Annotated in this window: 12 protein-coding genes; 8 read left to right on the top strand and 4 right to left on the bottom strand. The window is 73.4% G+C overall.

What is annotated here, in order from left to right; translation table 11 throughout:
* The first annotated feature begins 164 nt into the window (after positions 1 to 164).
* Both AC1C2V_RS07000 and AC1C2V_RS06995 read left to right on the top strand, forming a co-directional pair.
* Positions 165 to 992, top strand: coding sequence for a sensor histidine kinase (locus AC1C2V_RS07000; protein WP_495388860.1), 828 nt, complete (start codon positions 165 to 167; stop codon positions 990 to 992).
* Positions 989 to 1666, top strand: coding sequence for a response regulator (locus AC1C2V_RS06995; protein ID WP_495388859.1), 678 nt, complete (start codon positions 989 to 991; stop codon positions 1664 to 1666). Before AC1C2V_RS07000 ends, AC1C2V_RS06995 begins: the two co-directional genes overlap by 4 nt.
* Here AC1C2V_RS06995 and AC1C2V_RS06990 read toward each other — a convergent pair.
* From AC1C2V_RS06990 to uxaC, 4 genes are all read right to left on the bottom strand, one after another.
* On the bottom strand, positions 1615 to 3099 hold the full coding sequence (locus AC1C2V_RS06990; protein WP_495388858.1) for a serine hydrolase domain-containing protein: 1485 nt from the start codon (positions 3097 to 3099) through the stop codon (positions 1615 to 1617). The genes AC1C2V_RS06995 and AC1C2V_RS06990 overlap by 52 nt on opposite strands.
* Before the next feature lie 454 nt (positions 3100 to 3553).
* Positions 3554 to 5722 carry an alpha-glucuronidase gene (locus AC1C2V_RS06985; protein WP_495388857.1) on the bottom strand — a complete coding sequence of 723 codons (2169 nt, stop codon included), beginning with the start codon at positions 5720 to 5722 and terminating at the stop codon, positions 3554 to 3556.
* Between the two features lie 134 nt (positions 5723 to 5856).
* The gene (locus tag AC1C2V_RS06980; RefSeq protein ID WP_495389135.1) at positions 5857 to 6972 is read right to left on the bottom strand and encodes a mannonate dehydratase; all 1116 of its coding nucleotides are present in this window, start codon (positions 6970 to 6972) and stop codon (positions 5857 to 5859) included.
* Positions 6973 to 7012: 40 nt separating this feature from the next.
* Entirely contained in the window at positions 7013 to 8431 is a 1419-nt protein-coding gene (uxaC, locus tag AC1C2V_RS06975) for a glucuronate isomerase (protein WP_495388856.1), read from the bottom strand.
* A gap of 281 nt (positions 8432 to 8712) precedes the next feature.
* Here uxaC and AC1C2V_RS06970 point away from each other — a divergent pair, with 281 nt between their 5' ends.
* From AC1C2V_RS06970 to AC1C2V_RS06945, 6 genes are all read left to right on the top strand, one after another.
* A complete protein-coding gene (locus AC1C2V_RS06970) occupies positions 8713 to 9711 on the top strand; it encodes a LacI family DNA-binding transcriptional regulator (RefSeq protein ID WP_495388855.1) in 999 nt (332 codons plus the stop codon).
* An 82-nt stretch (positions 9712 to 9793) separates the two neighbouring features.
* Positions 9794 to 11029, top strand: coding sequence for an extracellular solute-binding protein (locus AC1C2V_RS06965; RefSeq protein ID WP_495388854.1), 1236 nt, complete (start codon positions 9794 to 9796; stop codon positions 11027 to 11029).
* A gap of 335 nt (positions 11030 to 11364) precedes the next feature.
* Positions 11365 to 12513 carry an ABC transporter ATP-binding protein gene (locus tag AC1C2V_RS06960; protein WP_495388853.1) on the top strand — a complete coding sequence of 383 codons (1149 nt, stop codon included), beginning with the start codon at positions 11365 to 11367 and terminating at the stop codon, positions 12511 to 12513.
* Positions 12510 to 13436, top strand: coding sequence for an ABC transporter permease (locus AC1C2V_RS06955; protein ID WP_495388852.1), 927 nt, complete (start codon positions 12510 to 12512; stop codon positions 13434 to 13436). The genes AC1C2V_RS06960 and AC1C2V_RS06955 overlap by 4 nt, the downstream gene beginning before the upstream one ends.
* A complete protein-coding gene (locus tag AC1C2V_RS06950) occupies positions 13433 to 14398 on the top strand; it encodes an ABC transporter permease (RefSeq protein ID WP_495388851.1) in 966 nt (321 codons plus the stop codon). Before AC1C2V_RS06955 ends, AC1C2V_RS06950 begins: the two co-directional genes overlap by 4 nt.
* Positions 14388 to 15899 (top strand): mannitol dehydrogenase family protein, encoded by a 1512-nt coding sequence (locus AC1C2V_RS06945; protein ID WP_495388850.1) that lies wholly within the window; start codon positions 14388 to 14390, stop codon positions 15897 to 15899. The genes AC1C2V_RS06950 and AC1C2V_RS06945 overlap by 11 nt, the downstream gene beginning before the upstream one ends.
* The last annotated feature ends 189 nt before the right edge of the window (positions 15900 to 16088 follow it).

The following is a 16088-nucleotide window of genomic DNA, read 5'->3' as shown; positions in this document are numbered from 1 at the left end:
CCCGATCCTTCGCGGGCCGGGGTCGGAGCGCGTCTGCCCCTCGGTGACACCTGCGCGTACCGGCCCGGGTGGGCGCGCCGGTCGGGCGTACCGCGCTCGGAGTACGCGGAGGCTGCTCCCCGCGGCGGATGCGGGGCGTGCCCGGGCACGCCTACGCTGCCGAGATGGTGACGGAACGGGCGCGGCAGCGGATCCTCGCGGCGGGCTGGCTGGTCTCGCTGGGGGCCGCCGCCGTGGCGGTCCTCCAGTGGCGCGCGTACGTGCGCGAGGTGGTGCAGCGCGCCGACGACGCCGAGCGCACGCGCGAGGAGACCGCTCGGCGCCGCGCGGTCGAGGAGCGGCTGCGGATCGCCCGCGAGCTGCACGACTCGCTGACCCACAGCATCTCCGTGATCAAGGTGCAGGCCGGGGTGGCCGCGCACCTCGCCCGCAAACGCGGCGAGGAGCCGTCGCCCGCCCTGCTCGCGATCCAGGAGGCCAGCACCGACGCCGCCCGGGAGCTGCGGTCCACCCTCGACGTGCTGCGCCGCGACGGGGAGCCCAACGGCAACGGGCTCGACCGGCTCACGGCGCTGGTGGAGCGGGCCGAGGGAGCGGGGGTGCCCACCGCCGTCACGGTCGCCGGGACGCGGCGGACCCTGCCGGCCACCGTCGACGAGGCCGCCTACCGCGTGGTGCAGGAGGCGCTGACCAACGTCGCCCGGCACGGCGGCCCCGGCGCGGCGGCGACCGTCCGCGTGGGGTTCGGCCCCACCGAGCTCGCCCTGGAGGTGGACGACGACGGCCGCGGCGCCCCGGGCCCGCCCGACCCCGGCCACGGGCTGACCGGCATGCGCGAGCGCGTCGACGCCCTCGGCGGCAGCCTGCGCGCCGCGCCGCGCGACGCCGGCGGGTTCTCCGTCCGCGTGACCCTCCCGCTGCCGGGCGCAGCGCCCGACACCTCGCCCGGCGCCGCGCCGGAACCCTCGCCCGACGCCGCGGGTCGCCGGTGATCCGAGTGGGCCTGGTCGACGACCAGGCGCTGATCCGGTCCGGCATCCGGGCCCTGCTCGACGCGGAGGACGACGTCGAGGTGGTCGCCGAGGGCGCCGACGGGCACGACGGCGTCCGGGTGGCGCGCGAGCACCGGCCCGATGTCGTGCTCATGGACGTGCAGATGCCCGGGCTCGACGGCATCGCCGCCACCCGGGAGATCGCCGCCGACGACGCGCTGGCCGACGTGCACGTGGTCATGCTGACCAACTACGGCATCGACGAGTACGTGTTCGAGGCGCTGCGGGCCGGGGCGTGCGGGTTCGTCGTGAAGGACACGGAGCCGGCCGACCTCCTGGAGGCCGTGCGCGCGGCGGTGCGCGGCGACGCGCTGCTCTCGCCGGCGATCACGCGGCGGCTGATCAGCGAGTTCGTCGCCCGCCCTCCCGACGCGGTCGGGGCGGACGGGCTCGGGCTCCTCACCCCGCGCGAGCGCGAGGTGGTGGCGCTGGTCGCCCACGGGCTGTCCAACGACGAGATCGCCGGGCGGATGGTGCTGAGCCCGCTGACGGCGAAGACGCACGTGAGCCGCGCGATGACGAAGCTGGGTGCCCGGGACCGGGCGCAGCTCGTCGTGTTCGCCTACGAGTCGGGGCTCGTCTCGGCGCGGACGCGGCCCGCCGGCTCGCGGTAGGCGCCGGCCCGCGCGGCGAGCGCGCGGGGCACGGCCAGCGTCGACAGGCTCGGTCGCCACAGGGGCGTCGTCAGCCAGGCGAGGTCGAGCCGCTCGCCGGGGAGCCCGCGCGCGACGAGCCGGTGCGGCGAGGTGGGCACGACGGCGTGGATCTCGGTGCGCCCGTCGCCCGCCGCCCGGGACCTGACGGAGAGGACGAGCACGTCGTCCTGCGACCCAGCGCCCCCGGTGACCTCGTGCGGCCGGGGCGGCCACGAGAGCACGTGCGTCGTCCAGGAGCCGTCGGTGGCGGTGAGGACGTCGTCGCCGACGGCAAACGTGCAGGCGCCCTCGTCGCGGGACACCAGCGTCCACGGCACCGGGCTGATGACGTCGGCAGGGGTCGGCTCCGGGTCGGGCTCCATGTGCCGGGGCCACGTGTCCAGGGCGTCCAGGCGGGCGTCCAGGGCGTCCAGGCGAGCGGCCGGGCCGGCGGCCACGCCGGCCGTACCGTCGTCGTCGGTCGGGAGCGGGCCGTCGGACAGCCGGCCGGCGAACCGCCAGAACGCGTCGAGCACCCGGTCGGTCGTCCGGGTCGCGCCCAGGTAGCCGACGGCCAGGCCCAGCTCCGGCACGGCGAGGCCGAACTGCCCGTACGCCCCGTCGGCCCGGAACCCGCGCCGGTTGCGCCACACCTGGTAGCCGTAGCCCGCCCGCCAGTCCGGATGGGCGTCCGGGTCGACGGCGTTGTCCGACCAGGCCCGCGGCATCTCGGCGACCCACGCGGCGGGGATCACCTGGACGCCGCCGTACCGGCCGCCGTCGGCCATCGCGACGGCGAGCCGGGCGACGTCCTCGGCGGTGAGGTGCAGCCCGGAGAAACCCTGGTCGATGTCCAGGTCGCCGTCGCGGAGCGGGATCCACCAGGAGCCGACGATGCCGAGCGGGTCCAGGAGGCGCGGGCGCAGGTAGTCGGCGAGGCGTTCGCCGGTGAGCGTCGTGACGATCGACGACAGCGTCATCGACGCGGGTGAGCTGTAGACGAAGTGCGTCCCGGGCGCGTGCTCCGGTGCCGTGCCGAGCAGCCGCCGGGAGTCGAAGCCGATCTGCGCGACCTGCTCCACCGTGTGGCCCGTGTTCATGCTGAGCAGGTGCCGCACCGTGATCCCGGCCGGGTCGGGCACGCCCAGCACCGTGCCGGCCAGGTCGCCCGTCGACAGCCGGCCCTCGGCCACGAGATGCCCGATCGCGATCGAGGTGAACGTCTTCGACACCGAGTAGACGAGGCCGGGCAGGTCGTCGCGGTACGGCGCCCACGTGCCGCGCACCACCGGCATGCCGTGCCGCGCGATCACCAGGGCGTGCGGGTCCAGGCCCGGCTGCTCCAGGTCGTCGAGCAGGTCGAGGACGGCGGCCGGGTCGATGCCGTGCGCCTGGTGTGTCGTGGACGTCATGTGGGTGCGTGCTCCTCGGGGGATGGGCGGACGTGCGGACGACGGTGCCGGGCATGTGGCGTGGTCGACGGCGGCCGGGGGCGCTCGCGGACCCGGGCGCCTGCGTCTAGCCTGCCTCCCGTGCCGGAACCGCGTCAGCACCGCGTCGCCGTCCTCGTGCTCGAAGGCGCGAAGCCCCTCGACGTCGGCATCCCCGCCCAGGTGTTCACGACGCGACCAAGCATGCCCTATGAGGTGCGGGTCTGCGGGTCGTCGCCGGGGCTCGTCACCGGCGGGGACGGGCTCTCGTACCACGTGGCCCACGGCCTGGAGGTGCTGACCTGGGCCGAGATCGTGTTCATCCCGGGCTACCGGTTCCCGGACCGCGACGACCCGCCGGCAGGCGCTGTGGGCGTGAGATCGGGGACTATCCGGCATCGAATAGCCCCGATCTCACGCCCACAGCTCCGACGGGTCAGAAGATGGTCCGGCCGCGGGCGTCCGGGATGCCGGACTTGCGGAAGAAGTAGGTGGTGAGCTGGTCGCGCCACTCGGTGGCCGACCGCAGCTGCTCCGCGAGGAGCCCGCGGACCCGGGCGTCGACGTCGGCGGGCACGTGCGCGGGGACGAGCCCGGCCAGCGACTCCCACGCCGCGACCATGTCGCGCACCCGCTCGACGCCGGCGAAGTGCGTGTCGTAGACGTGCTGGATCACGGTGACCCCGCTGTGCAGCACGTGCGTGTACGGCACGTGGTGGAAGAACAGCAGCAGCTCGTCGGGGCAGGTCTCGACGCTCTCGTAGACGTCGCGCCAGGGCGCGGGGTACTGGCCGGTGGACCCCGTCCCGGTGGCCCGGGTGCGGTCGACGCCGATGCCGTCGCGGTCGGCGAAGTGGTACGTACCCCACGGGGTGTACTCGTAGCCGTCCACGTCGGGGCCGTAGTGGTGGCCCGGCCGCACCATGAACCCCACGCCGAGCGGCGCCGTGTACGCCTCGTACGTGCGCCACGAGTCGTCCAGGACGGCGTGCAGCACCTCGCGCACCCGCGGGTCGACCGGGTCCTCGCCGGGCGCGTCCGGGCGGCCGAAGGTGAGGGAGATCCACTCGTCGAGGATCGCGGCCGGGTCGAGCGTCGGGTCCCACGCGAGCCGCCCGAAGGCGTACAGGTTCGCCTGGGCGAGCGGGTGGCCGGTCCAGAACCGGTCGTCGCCGACGTTCGAGACGGCGGCGATCCCGCCGTTCGTGACGACGTCGTGTACGGCCCGCCCGTCATCCTCGACGTCGCCCGAACCCTCGCCCGTACCCTCTCCCGAACCCCAGGGCTGGAAGGCGAGGTTCTCGCTCCACCACGGCGCGAGGTAGCACGCGTGCCGCTGCTGGCCCGTGTACTCCTGTGTCACCTGCAGCTCGATTGCGAGGCGGGTGCGCGGCATGGCGGCGAGCACGGGGGAGACCGGCTCGCGGGTCTGGAAGTCCATCGGCCCGTGCTTGATCTGCACCACCACGTTGTCGGCGAACCGGCCGTCGAGCGGGGCGAAGTGGTCGTACGCCGCCCGGGCGCGGTCGGTGGAGCGGTCGCGCCAGTCCTGCCGGTGGTCGTAGACGAAGGCGCGCCAGTGCACGACGCCGCCGTGCGGCGCCACGACCTCGGCCAGCAGGTTCGCGCCGTCGGCGTGGTCGCGCCCGTACGCGAACGGTCCGGGCTGGCCCTCGGAGTCGGCCTTCACGAGGAACCCTCCGAAGTCGGGGACCGCCGCCCACACCCGGTCCGCGGCCGCGCGCCACCAGGCGCGCACGTCGTCGTCCAGCGGGTCGGACGTCGGCAGCCCGCCGAGCGTCATCGGCGCCGCGAAGCTCACCGCCAGGTGGGTGCGCACGCCGTAGGGCCGCAGGGCGGCCGCGATCCGCGCCACCTCGGGCAGGTCGTCGGTGAGCAGCCGCGCCTCGCGGGCGTGCACGTTGACGTTGTTGATCGCCACGCGGTCGATCCCGACCGCGGCGAGCAGGCGCGCGTAGGTCGTGACCCGGGACAGGTCCTCCCGGACCCGGCCGCCGGCATAGAAGATCGACCCGCCCGCGTAGCCGCGCTCCACCTGCCCCATCACGGGGTGCACGTCCACGTTGTCCCAGTGGTCGAGCACGCGCAGGGCCACGGCCGGGGCATGCCGCTCGTCGGCGTCGGGCCCGGTGAAGGCCGCCTCCCCGAGCCGCACCACGTGGAACCAGCCGTGCAGTAGCGCGGTCGCCGTCGCCGCGGACACCGCGACCCGACCGCCGTCGCGCACGACCCGGAACCCGCCCGTCGAGTTGTCAGGGCCACGTGACGGAATACCCGCACCTGGCCCTGACAGCTCCGGGGTGAGGGTAAGCAGGAGGTCGGGTGAGTCGTCGAGGTCGACGACGGCGCCGCCGTGCGCCGACGTCGCGCGCGTGGCCTCCGCGCGCAGGGTAGACGCCACCTCCCGCGAGTTGTCAGGGCCAGGTGCCCGTATACCTCCGCGTGGCCCTGACAGGTCGGGGATGCGGAGGGCGACGCGCCGCCGGCCGACCGCGGCCAGCGCACCGTCAGGCAGCCAGGCGGGATGGACGTCGTGGTCGACAACGATTTCGGACGACGCCGACGGCGCCCTTTCGTCGTGCATGTCTGCCTTTCGCAGGGGGTTTCGACAGGCTCAACCGGCGGAGGGTTTCGACAGGCTCAGCCGGCGGAGCGTTTCGACGCGCTCAACCGGCGGAGCGTTTCGACGCGCTCAGCCGGCGGAGCGTTTCGACGCGCTCAGCCGGCGTAGCGGAACGCGTCCCAAGCGCCCAGAAGGTACTGGGCCCCCAGGGCCCGGTCGTACAGGCCGTACCCGGGGCGCGGCTTGTTGGTGGTGTTCTCGTCCCACAGGTGACGACCGTGGTCGGGGCGCACGTACCCCTCGTACCCCGCCTCGGCGTACGCCCGCATGATGCCGGTCGTGTCGACGTCGCCCTCGACCGCCCGGTGGCCGACCTCGCTGAAGTTGCCGTGGTCGTCGTGCTTGATGTTGCGCACGTGCGTGAAGTGGATGCGGTCCATGAAGGTGCGCACGGCGTCGACGGCGTCGTGCTCGGGGTTGGCGGAGAAGCTCCCGAGGCACAGCGTGAGGCCGTGGTGCGGGCTCGGGTGCAGGTCGAGCACGCGGGCGAGGTCGGCCTTGTTCGACACGACGCGGGGCCAGCCGAAGACGTCGAACGGCGGGTCGTCGGGGTGCACGCCGAGCTTGACGTCGTACTCCTCGCAGGTGGGGATCACCGCGTCGAGGAAGTACTGGTAGTGCGCGTACATGTCGTCGTGGGTGACGCCCTCGTACGCAGCGTTCAGCTCGGTGAAGCCCGCCAGCCGCTCCGGCTCCCAGCCCGGCAGGGTGAGGCCGTGGGAGTCGGCCGCCATGTCGGCGATGAGACCCTCCGGCGTCATCCGGTCCACGACGGCCTTCTCGTAGTACAGCGCGGTCGAGCCGTCGGGCAGCGGGTGCCACAGGTCGGTGCGCAGCCAGTCGAAGACCGGCATGAAGTTGTAACAGACGACCTTCACGCCCGCGCGGCCGAGCCGGCGGATCGTGGTGATGTAGTTCTCGATCGCCTCGTCACGGCTGAGCCCCAGCACCGTGCGGCCCAGCTTGATCGACTCGTGCACGTTGACCGACTCCACGACCTCCGCGTCGAGCGTCCGGGTCACGCCGCGGGCCCGCGCCTCGGCGGACAGGCCGGTGATGTGCACGACCTCCGCGTCGATCTCGGCCTGCTCCCAGACCTCGCCGGCCTGCTTCTGGTGCAGGCCCCAGACGATCGTCTCGACCCCGGGGATCTGGCGGATCTGGTCGAGGCTGACCGTGTCGTTGCCGTTGCCGTACCAGCGGAAACCCATCTTCACTGCGCGACTCTCCTCGTGCTCGTTCGTCCGTCGGTCAGGGGTGGGTGTAGGCGGCCAGGGGCAGGCGGTAGCTGAGGTCGACGGCGACCTCGAGCGCCTCGTCCAGGTCGAGGCGGTGCTCCGCGACCAGGCGGGCCAGGTAGCCGGCGTCGATGCGCCGGGCCAGGTCGTGCCGGGCGGGGATGGAGCAGAACGCGCGCGTGTCGTCCACGAACCCGCTCATGTTGCTGAACCCGGCAGTCTCGGTGGCCGACTCGCGGAACCTCCGCATCGCGTCCGGCGCGTCGAGGAACCACCACGGCGCGCCCAGTCGCAGCGCCGGGTAGACGCCGGCCAGGGGCGCGAGCTCGCGGGAGTACACGTCCTCGTCCACGGTGAACGCGATGAGACGGAAGCTGGGGTGGTGGCCGAACGCGTCCAGCAGCGGCCGGAGGTTGCGGGTGAACTCGGTGACGACGGGGATGTCGTAGCCCCGGTCCGGCCCGAAGGCCTCGAACGGGCCGCTCGCGTGGTTGCGCAGCACGCCCGGGTGCAGCTGCATGACCAGGCCGTCCTCGGCGGACATGGCGGCCATCTGGAACAGCATGTGCCCACTGAACGCCTGCGCCTCGGCGGCCGTGACCGTGCCGGCGAGTGCGGCGTCGAAGAGGCGTCGGGCCTCGTCGTCGTCGAGGGGGGTGGTATCGGCGGACAGGTGGCCGTGGTCGGTGGCGCGCGCGCCCGCGGCGACGAAGCGGGCACGCTGGGTGCGCAGCGCCTCGAGGTAGCGGTCGTAGGACGTGACGTCCACGCCCGCCGCCTCGCCGAGCCGGGCGACGTCGTCGCGCCAGGCGGGCTGGTCGAGGCGCAGCAGCGGGTCGGGCCGGAACGTGGGCAGCACCCGGTCACCGAGGCCGTCGGCCGCGAGCTTGGCGTGCGCGTCGAGGGTGGCCCAGGCGGGGTCGGTCGTGGCGATGACCTCGATCCCGAAGGTGTCGAGCAGGGCCCGCGGGCGGAAGTCCGGCTCGGCGATGCGCGCCGCGACCTGGTCGTACAGCGCGTCCGCGGTCTCGGCCGACGGGCGCTGCGTGACGCCGAAGATCTCGACGAGCGCGTGCTCCAGCCAGTAGCGCGTGGGCGTGCCGCGGAAGTGCTTCCAGCCGGCGCAGAACCGGCGCCAGATCTCGCGCGGGTCAGTCTCGACGTCCTCGTCGGGCGTGGAGCCGACGCCGAGGCGGGGCAGCGTCTCGCCCTGGGAGACCAGCATGCGGGTGAGGTAGTGGTCGGGCACCACCATGAGCTGGGCCGGGTCCGGGAACGCCGTGTCGTCGGCGAACCACTCGACCGGCACGTGGCCGTGCATCGAGACCAGCGGCTGGTCGCGCACCGCCGCGTAGATCTCCCGGGCCAGCGGCCGGGTGACCGGGTCGGCGGGCAACGCCCGGTCGGGGTGCAGGGTCCAGGCCTCGTCCACGTGCGTCTCCTCGTCGGATCGGGCCGGACGACGACGTCGCGGCCCGGGTTGTCGGGGCACCTGTAGAGCAGCGCCCGCGGGATGTCCTGGGATCGATTGCAGACCATGGTGCCGTGGCGGCGTCTGGTGCGCAACCCTTGGTAGCGAGCCATCTCCGAGCTGCGAGGCGCACGACGGCGGGGGTCGCGGGCATGGAATCTGCCGACGGCCTTGACGCGTCCCGGGATCGTTTGCAGAATGACGCCCAGACGACGGGGCGACCAGGCACGGAGGGAGGCGCGATGGCGAACGCACACGACGTGGCAGAGCTCGCGGGCGTCTCGGTGTCCACCGTCTCGCGAGCGCTCACGGCGCCCGGGCAGGTCTCCGCGACGACGCGCGAGCGGGTGCTCGCCGCCGCGGACCGGCTGGGCTACACGCCCAACCCCACCGCGCGCGGGCTGCGGCTCGGGCGCACCAGCACCATCGGCCTGCTGGTGCCGGACCTGGAGAACCCGTACTTCGCGTCGGTGACGAAGGGCGTGCAGGCGCGCGCCCGCGCCGCCGGCTACCCCGTCTTCGTCGCGGACTCCGAGGAGGACCCCGCGGCCGAGCCCGGCCTCATCGCGCAGTTCGCGCAGCGGGTGGACGGGATCATCCTCGCCTCGCCGCGCTCCGACGACGAGACGCTGCTGCGCGCGGTCGCGCACCTGCCGGTCGTCCTCGTGAGCCGCGACGTGCCCGGCGTCCCCTCGGTGGCGGTGGACGACGCCGACGGCATCGCGCAGGTGCTGGGCCACCTGCACGCGCTCGGCCACCGCCGTGTCGCGGTGGCGGCGGGCCCGGCGACCTCGTGGTCGGGCCTCCGGCGGGTGGACGGCCTGCGGGCGGCGGCCGAGCGGCTCGGGGACGTGACACTGCTCGAGCTCGGGTCCTTCCGCCCCTACTTCTCCGGCGGGGTCGCCGCGGCCGACCACGCCGTCGCCCAGGGCGCCACCGCCGTCGTCGCGTTCAACGACCTCATGGCGCTCGGCATCCTGGACCGCCTGCGAGGCCGCGGCGTGCGCGTGCCCCAGGACATGTCGGTCGTCGGGTTCGACGACGTCGACGTGGCGACGCTCGTGTCCCCGGCCCTCACGACCGTGCGGGTGCCCCGCACCGGGCTGGGCCGCAAGGCCGTCGACCTCCTGCTCTCCTGGCTCGACGTCGGGCACGTCGAGGCAGAGGCCCTCGCGAGCGCCCGGCACCGGCTACCCGCCGAGCTCGTGATCCGCGATTCCACCGGGGTCCCGCCGGCATAACGAGCACCTCGGCTCACCCGCCCCGACGCAGACGTCGAGGCACCGTTCCCGGGCACCGTCGCCCGGGGGAAGGAAGGCAGTCATGCGTACCACCCGCTCCCGTGCCGGCGCCGTCGCCGTCGTCGGCGCCACCACCCTGGGGCTCCTGCTGGCCGCGTGCGCCCCGCCAGAGCCGGAGGGCGGCGGCGGCCCCGCCGCCACCGACGCGGCCGACGTGCCGGAGACCCCGTCCGAGCCCGTCGAGCTGCACATCCTCGACGTCGCGGGCAACCAGAAGCTCACCGAGCCCATGGTCGACGCGTTCGTCGAGGCGAACCCCGACGTCATCTCGTCCGTCTCGTGGGAGACCGGCGGCGCCCCCGACGTGACCGGCATCGTCAAGCCGCAGGTCGACTCCGGGAACCTGTCCGTCGACCTGGTGCTCACCGGCAACGACGGGCTGTCGTCCGGCATCGCGCAGGACCTGTGGGTGCCGGTCGTCGACGAGTTCGGCGACCGTCTGTCCAACCAGGAGAACTACCTCGAGCCTGCGGCGGCCATGCAGGACCTGGCCGAGGGCTACGGCGTCGTGGTCACGTACTACCCGTCGGGGCCGCTGCTGCAGTACGACCCGAAGGTCGTCACCGACCCGCCGTCCACGCCGCAGGAGCTGCTCGACTGGGCCAAGGCGAACCCGGGCAAGTTCGGCTACGCGCGCCCGGCCAACTCGGGCCCCGGCCGCACGTTCCTCATGGGGCTCCCGTACATCCTGGGCGACAAGGACCCGAAGGACCCGGAGAACGGCTGGGACAAGACCTGGGCGTACCTCGATGAGCTCGGCCAGTACGTCGACAACTACCCGACCGGCACGGGCCAGGTCATCACCAACGTCGGCGACGGCACGTGGAGCATGATCCCGACGACGACCGGCTGGGAGATCGAGCCGCGCACCGACGGCCGCCTGCCGAACACGCTCGAGGCGTCGGCCTTCGACGACTTCACCTGGGTCACGGACGCCCACTACGCGGCGATCCCGGAGGGCCAGTCGGCCGACAAGATCTCCGCGATCCTCCTGCTGCTGCAGGACGTCCTGACGCCCGAGCAGAACGCCAAGGCCTACGACCACGGCTACTTCTACCCCGGCCCCGCCGTCGAGGGCGCGACCCTCGACCAGGCGCCCGAGGAGTCGCAGCAGGTCATCGAGGAGTTCGGCCGCGACTGGTACGACGACCTCATCGAGTCCGCGCCGTCCACGACGCCGCTCGCCCCCGACGAGATGGTCAAGGCCTTCGACATCTGGGACCGCGAGATCGGCGCCGGCAAGTACACGGAGGAGTGAGCCGGAGCGCAGCGGACGGTGAGGGCCGAGCGCAGCGAGGCACTCGCCGGTAGCGGAGCGAAGGCTCGCTCCGACCAGTGAAAGAGGAGGAGTGAGCCGGAGCGCACCGGATGGTGAGGGCCGAGCGCAGCGAGGCACTCGCCGGTAGCGGAGCGAGGCACTCGCCGGTAGCGCAGCGAGGCACTCGCCGGTAGTGGAGCGAGGCACTCGCCGGTAGTGGAGCGAGGCACTCGCCGGTAGTGGAGCGAGGCACTCGCCGGTAGCGGAGCGAGGCACTCGCCGGTAGCGGAGCGAAGGCTCGCTCCGACCAGTGAAAACGGAGGAGTGAGGGACAGATGGCGATCACGGCCGGCACGTTCGAGTCGCTGGAGCTGCGCGACGTCGGGCGCAGCTTCGGCGGTCACCAGGCGCTGGCGGGCCTCGACCTGACGGTCCGGGCGGGCGAGTTCATCGCCCTGCTCGGCCCGTCGGGCTGCGGCAAGTCGACGGCGCTGAACTGCCTGGCGGGCCTGCTCCCGCTGACGCACGGGCAGATCCTGCTCGACGGGCAGCGGGTGGACACCGTGCCGAGCGAGAAGCGCGGCTTCGGGATGGTCTTCCAGAGCTACGCGCTGTTCCCGCACCTCACGGTGGAGAAGAACGTGGCCTTCGGGCTGCAGATGCGGGGCCTGCCCCGGGCGGAGATCGCCCGGCGCGTCGCGGAGGCGATCGGCCTCGTCAAGCTCGAGGACCACGCGAAGAAGCTGCCCGGCCAGCTCTCGGGCGGGCAGCAGCAGCGCGTGGCGATCGCCCGGGCCGTCGTGCTCGAGCCGTCCCTGGTGCTGATGGACGAGCCCCTGTCGAACCTCGACGCGAAGCTGCGGCTCGACATGCGCACGGAGATCCGCCGGCTGCACCAGGAGCTGGGCCTCACCACGATCTACGTGACGCACGACCAGGAGGAGGCGCTGTCCCTGGCCGACCGGCTGGTGGTGCTGCGCGAGGGCCGGGTGCAGCAGATCGGCACGCCCGACGAGCTCTACGACCACCCGCGCAACTGGCACGTCGCCGACTTCATGGGCTACCGCAACATCCTGGCGGGCAGCCTCGACAGTGCAGTGGGCACGGGCGCCCCGTCCGGCGGCGCGTCGGTGCGGGTCGGCGGGATGACGCTGCGAGGCCGCCCGGTGGGCGACGTGGCCGCGGGGGACGACGCGGTGCGGGTGGCGGTCCGCCCGGACGACCTCACGGTCCTCGCCGACGGGCAGGAGCCGCGCGACGGCAACGAGGTCGCGGGCACGGTGGCCGTCGTGGAGTACCACGGCCGCGAGTTCGCTGTGGTGGTGCAGGCGGCCGACGGCACGATGCTGCACGTGCGTACGCCGTCCGCCCCGGCGGTGGGCGACGCCGTACGGCTCACCGCGGCGGCCGACCGGGTGCTCGTGTTCCCGGCCGACCTGACGGCGCAGACCGGCGCCGTCCGGCCGGAGGCGGTGGCGGCATGACCTCCGTCGCCGCCCCGCCGGGGCGGAGCACCGCGAGCCTGCGCCACCGGCTGGCCGAGCGCGGCATCGACTCGTCGCTGTGGCTCATGGTGCCGGCGCTCGTCTTCGCGCTCGCGCTGTTCGTGTACCCGTTCTCGTACGGGATCGGGCTCACGTTCCAGCCGAACCTGGCCACCCAGGAGCAGTGGGGCGGGGGCGTCCTCGCGAACTACGTGGCGTTCTTCCGCGACCCGTTCGTCTTCGACTCCGTGTGGATCACGATGCGCCTGGCGCTGCCCGCGGCACTGTTCAACGTGCTCGCGTCGATCCCCGTGGCGCTCGTGCTGCGCCGCCGGTTCCGGTTCAAGCGGCTCATGACGTCGGTGCTGGTGCTGCCGATCACCCTCGGCACGGTGCTCACCGCGCAGGGCCTGCTGATCTTCGCCGGTCGGCAGGGGTGGCTCAACCGGTTCCTGCTGGCCACGGGGCTGGTGGACCAGCCGGTGCAGCTCGTGAACAACTACGTGGGCGTGATGTTCTCGCTGATCATCACGGGCTTCCCGTTCGCGTTCCTGCTGGTGTCGTCGTACCTGTCCGGCATCGATCCGTCGCTCGAGTCAGCGGCCCGCACCCTCGGCGCGGGCTGGTGGCAGCGGTTCCGGCGCATCACGCTCCCGCTGCTCGCGCCGGGCCTGGCCACCACGTTCATCCTCACGTTCGTGCTCGCCTTCTCGGTGTTCCCCTCTGCCCGCCTCGTCGGTGACGCGATGGGCTCCACGCGCGTGATGTCGCTGATGGCGTTCCGCGCCTTCGGCGAGCAGAACGACTACCCGATGGCCTCGACCATCGCGCTCATGATGGGCGTCGTCGAGCTCCTCGTCGTCGCGGTCGTGCTCGCCTGGCGGTCGCTGCTCTACAAGGGAACGACAGGAGGCAAGGGATGAGCGCGCTCGAGACCCCCGACACCGCTCGGGGCACGGCCAGCGACACGGCCACCGACACGGCCACCGACACGGCCACCGACAACCTGGCGAGGCGCCCCCGGAGCGCGGGGGCGCGACCCCCGGGCGAGAGGTCGCTCGCCGCGTCGCCGTCCGCCTGGTTCGTGTGGGCCGGGATGGCCGCGTTCCTGGTGTTCCTGCTCGGCATCATCGTGGCCGTCGTGGTCGACTCGTTCGGGCGGCAGTGGTTCGACACCTGGCTGCCCCTCGAGTGGACCACCGAGTGGTACGCGAGCTCGTGGGACCGGTTCGACCTGACGCACGTGGTGGGCGTGACCGTGGGCGTGGCGCTCGCCGTCGTGGTGCTGTCGGTGCTGATCGGCGTGCCCGCGGCGTACCTGCTGGCGCGTCGGAACTTCCCGGGCAAGCGGCTGGTCAACGTGCTGTTCCTGCTGCCGATCCTCATGCCGCCCATCACCTTCGGAATCCCGCTCGCCACGGTGATGTACTCGGTCGGCCTGGGCCGGTCGGTGGTGGCGGTGATCCTCGTCAACCTGGTGCCGTCGGTGCCGTTCGTCATCCTGACGATGACGCCGTTCATCGAGCAGATCAACCCCGCGATCGAGTCCGCGGCGCGCATGTGCGGGGCCGGCCTGCGCCAGGTCTTCACGCGGATCCTGGCCCCGCTGCTGGTGCCCGGCATCCTTGCGGCGTCGATCCTGGTGCTCGTGCGCACGGTCGGCATGTTCGAGCTGACGTTCCTCGTGTCGGGCCCGCAGTCCGACACGCTCGTCGTGGCGATCTACCGCGCCATGACGTCGGCGGGCGGCGGCGAGGCCCGCCAGCTCGTCTCCGCCATGGCGGTCATGTACACGACGACGATGCTTGTCATGCTCGTGGTCGCCCTGAGATTCGTGAACCCGACCCAGCTGGTCGCCCAAGTGAAGGAAGCCCGTGACGACTGATCGCCTGCACCGATCCGCCCTGCCCGCGCGCCTCGCCGCCCCCGTGACGCCCGAGCAGGTGGGCGTGGTGCACCTCGGCATCGGCGCGTTCCACCGCGCGCACCAGGCCGTCTTCACCGAGCTCGCCGCGCGGGCCACGGGCGACCTGCGCTGGGGGATCCTCGGGGTCACGCAGCGCTCGGCGTCCGTGCGCGACCAGCTCCGGCCGCAGGGCGGCGTCTACTCGGTGCTGACCGCCGGCACGGACGGGCCGATGGTGGACCTGCTGGACCTGGTGGGCTCGGTGCTCGACGTCGCCTGGCCAGCGGAGGAGACGCCCCGGGTGCTCGCCGCGATCGCGGCGCCCACGACGCACGTCGTGACGCTCACCGTGACCGAGAAGGGCTACGCGCGCGGCGCCGACGGCGGGCTCGACGTCGACCGCGTCCGCCCCGACCTCGACGCCCTCGCCGCCGAGGTGGCTGGCACGCAGGAAGGGTCTGTTCGGCCTGCGGAGAGCGCCATCGGGCTGCTGGTGCGAGGGCTCGCGGCGCGGTGGCGAGCGGCGGAGGTCGCGGGGGAGCGGCGGCCGATCACCGTGCTCACCTGCGACAACATGCTGGACAACGGCCGGGTGCTGCAGGGTCTGGTGGGCGCGGCGCTGGACGCCGCCCTGCCGGGGCCGGAGGGCGACGGGCCGCGGTCGTGGCTCGCCACGGACGTCACGTTCCCGTGCTCGATGGTCGACCGGATCGTGCCCGCCACGACCCCCGCGCAGCGGGACGACGTGGAGCGCGAGCTGGGGGCGCGCGACGAGGGGCTCGTGGTCGGGGAGCCGTTCCGGCAGTGGGTGATCGAGGACAGCTTCGCCGGGCCGCGGCCGTCGTGGGAGGCCGCGGGCGCGACCTTCACCGCGGACGTCGCGCCCTGGGAGCGGGCCAAGCTGCGCATGCTCAACGGCACGCACTCGCTGCTCGCATACGGGGGCCGACTGGCCGGGCACGCCACCCTCGCCGAGGCGGTGACGGACCGGGCGCTGCACGAGCGCGCCCTGGCGTTCATGCTCGACGACGCGCTGCCCACGCTCACCCCGCCCGACGGCTCCGACCTGCGCGCGTACGGGGAGTCGCTGCTGGAGCGCTTCGCGAACCCGGCCACCGGGCACACCACGGTGCAGGTGTCGATGGACGGCACGCAGAAGATCCCGATCCGGTGGGGCGGCATCGTCGCCGACCGGCTCGCGGCGGGCGAGGTGCCGGGCGGGGCAGCCTTCGCCCTGGCGGCGTGGTGCGAGGTGGTGCGCCGGGAGGTCGCCGCGGGACGGCCGGTGGACGACCCGCGCGCGGAGGAGCTGGCCGCCGTGGTGGCGGGCGCCGGCGGGGGTGACGCCGCCGCGGCGGCGCCGGCCGACGTCGCGCGGGCGCTGCTCGCGCTGCCCGGCCTGCTACCCGCCGGCATCGGCACGGACGCCCGCCTCGTGGACGCCGTGGTGGCCGAGGTTCCGGCGCTCGCCGCGGCCTGAACCCGCCGGCGGCGAACGCATGACCTGCGACGACGCGGGAAAACGTACCCTCGTTGCCGGATCGTGATGAGACCCGGAACACCCCGGGGCTGGACAACGCTTACCCAGTCGTGTTTTATCGATTCAGTCGACGGCCAGCGAGGGTCAACGAGGCGTCCTCGTCGCCGACGATCATTGACGATCGACGAG

The organism is Isoptericola sp. Y541 (assembly GCF_059445465.1).
This window is presented reverse-complemented; position numbering and strand designations above follow the sequence as displayed.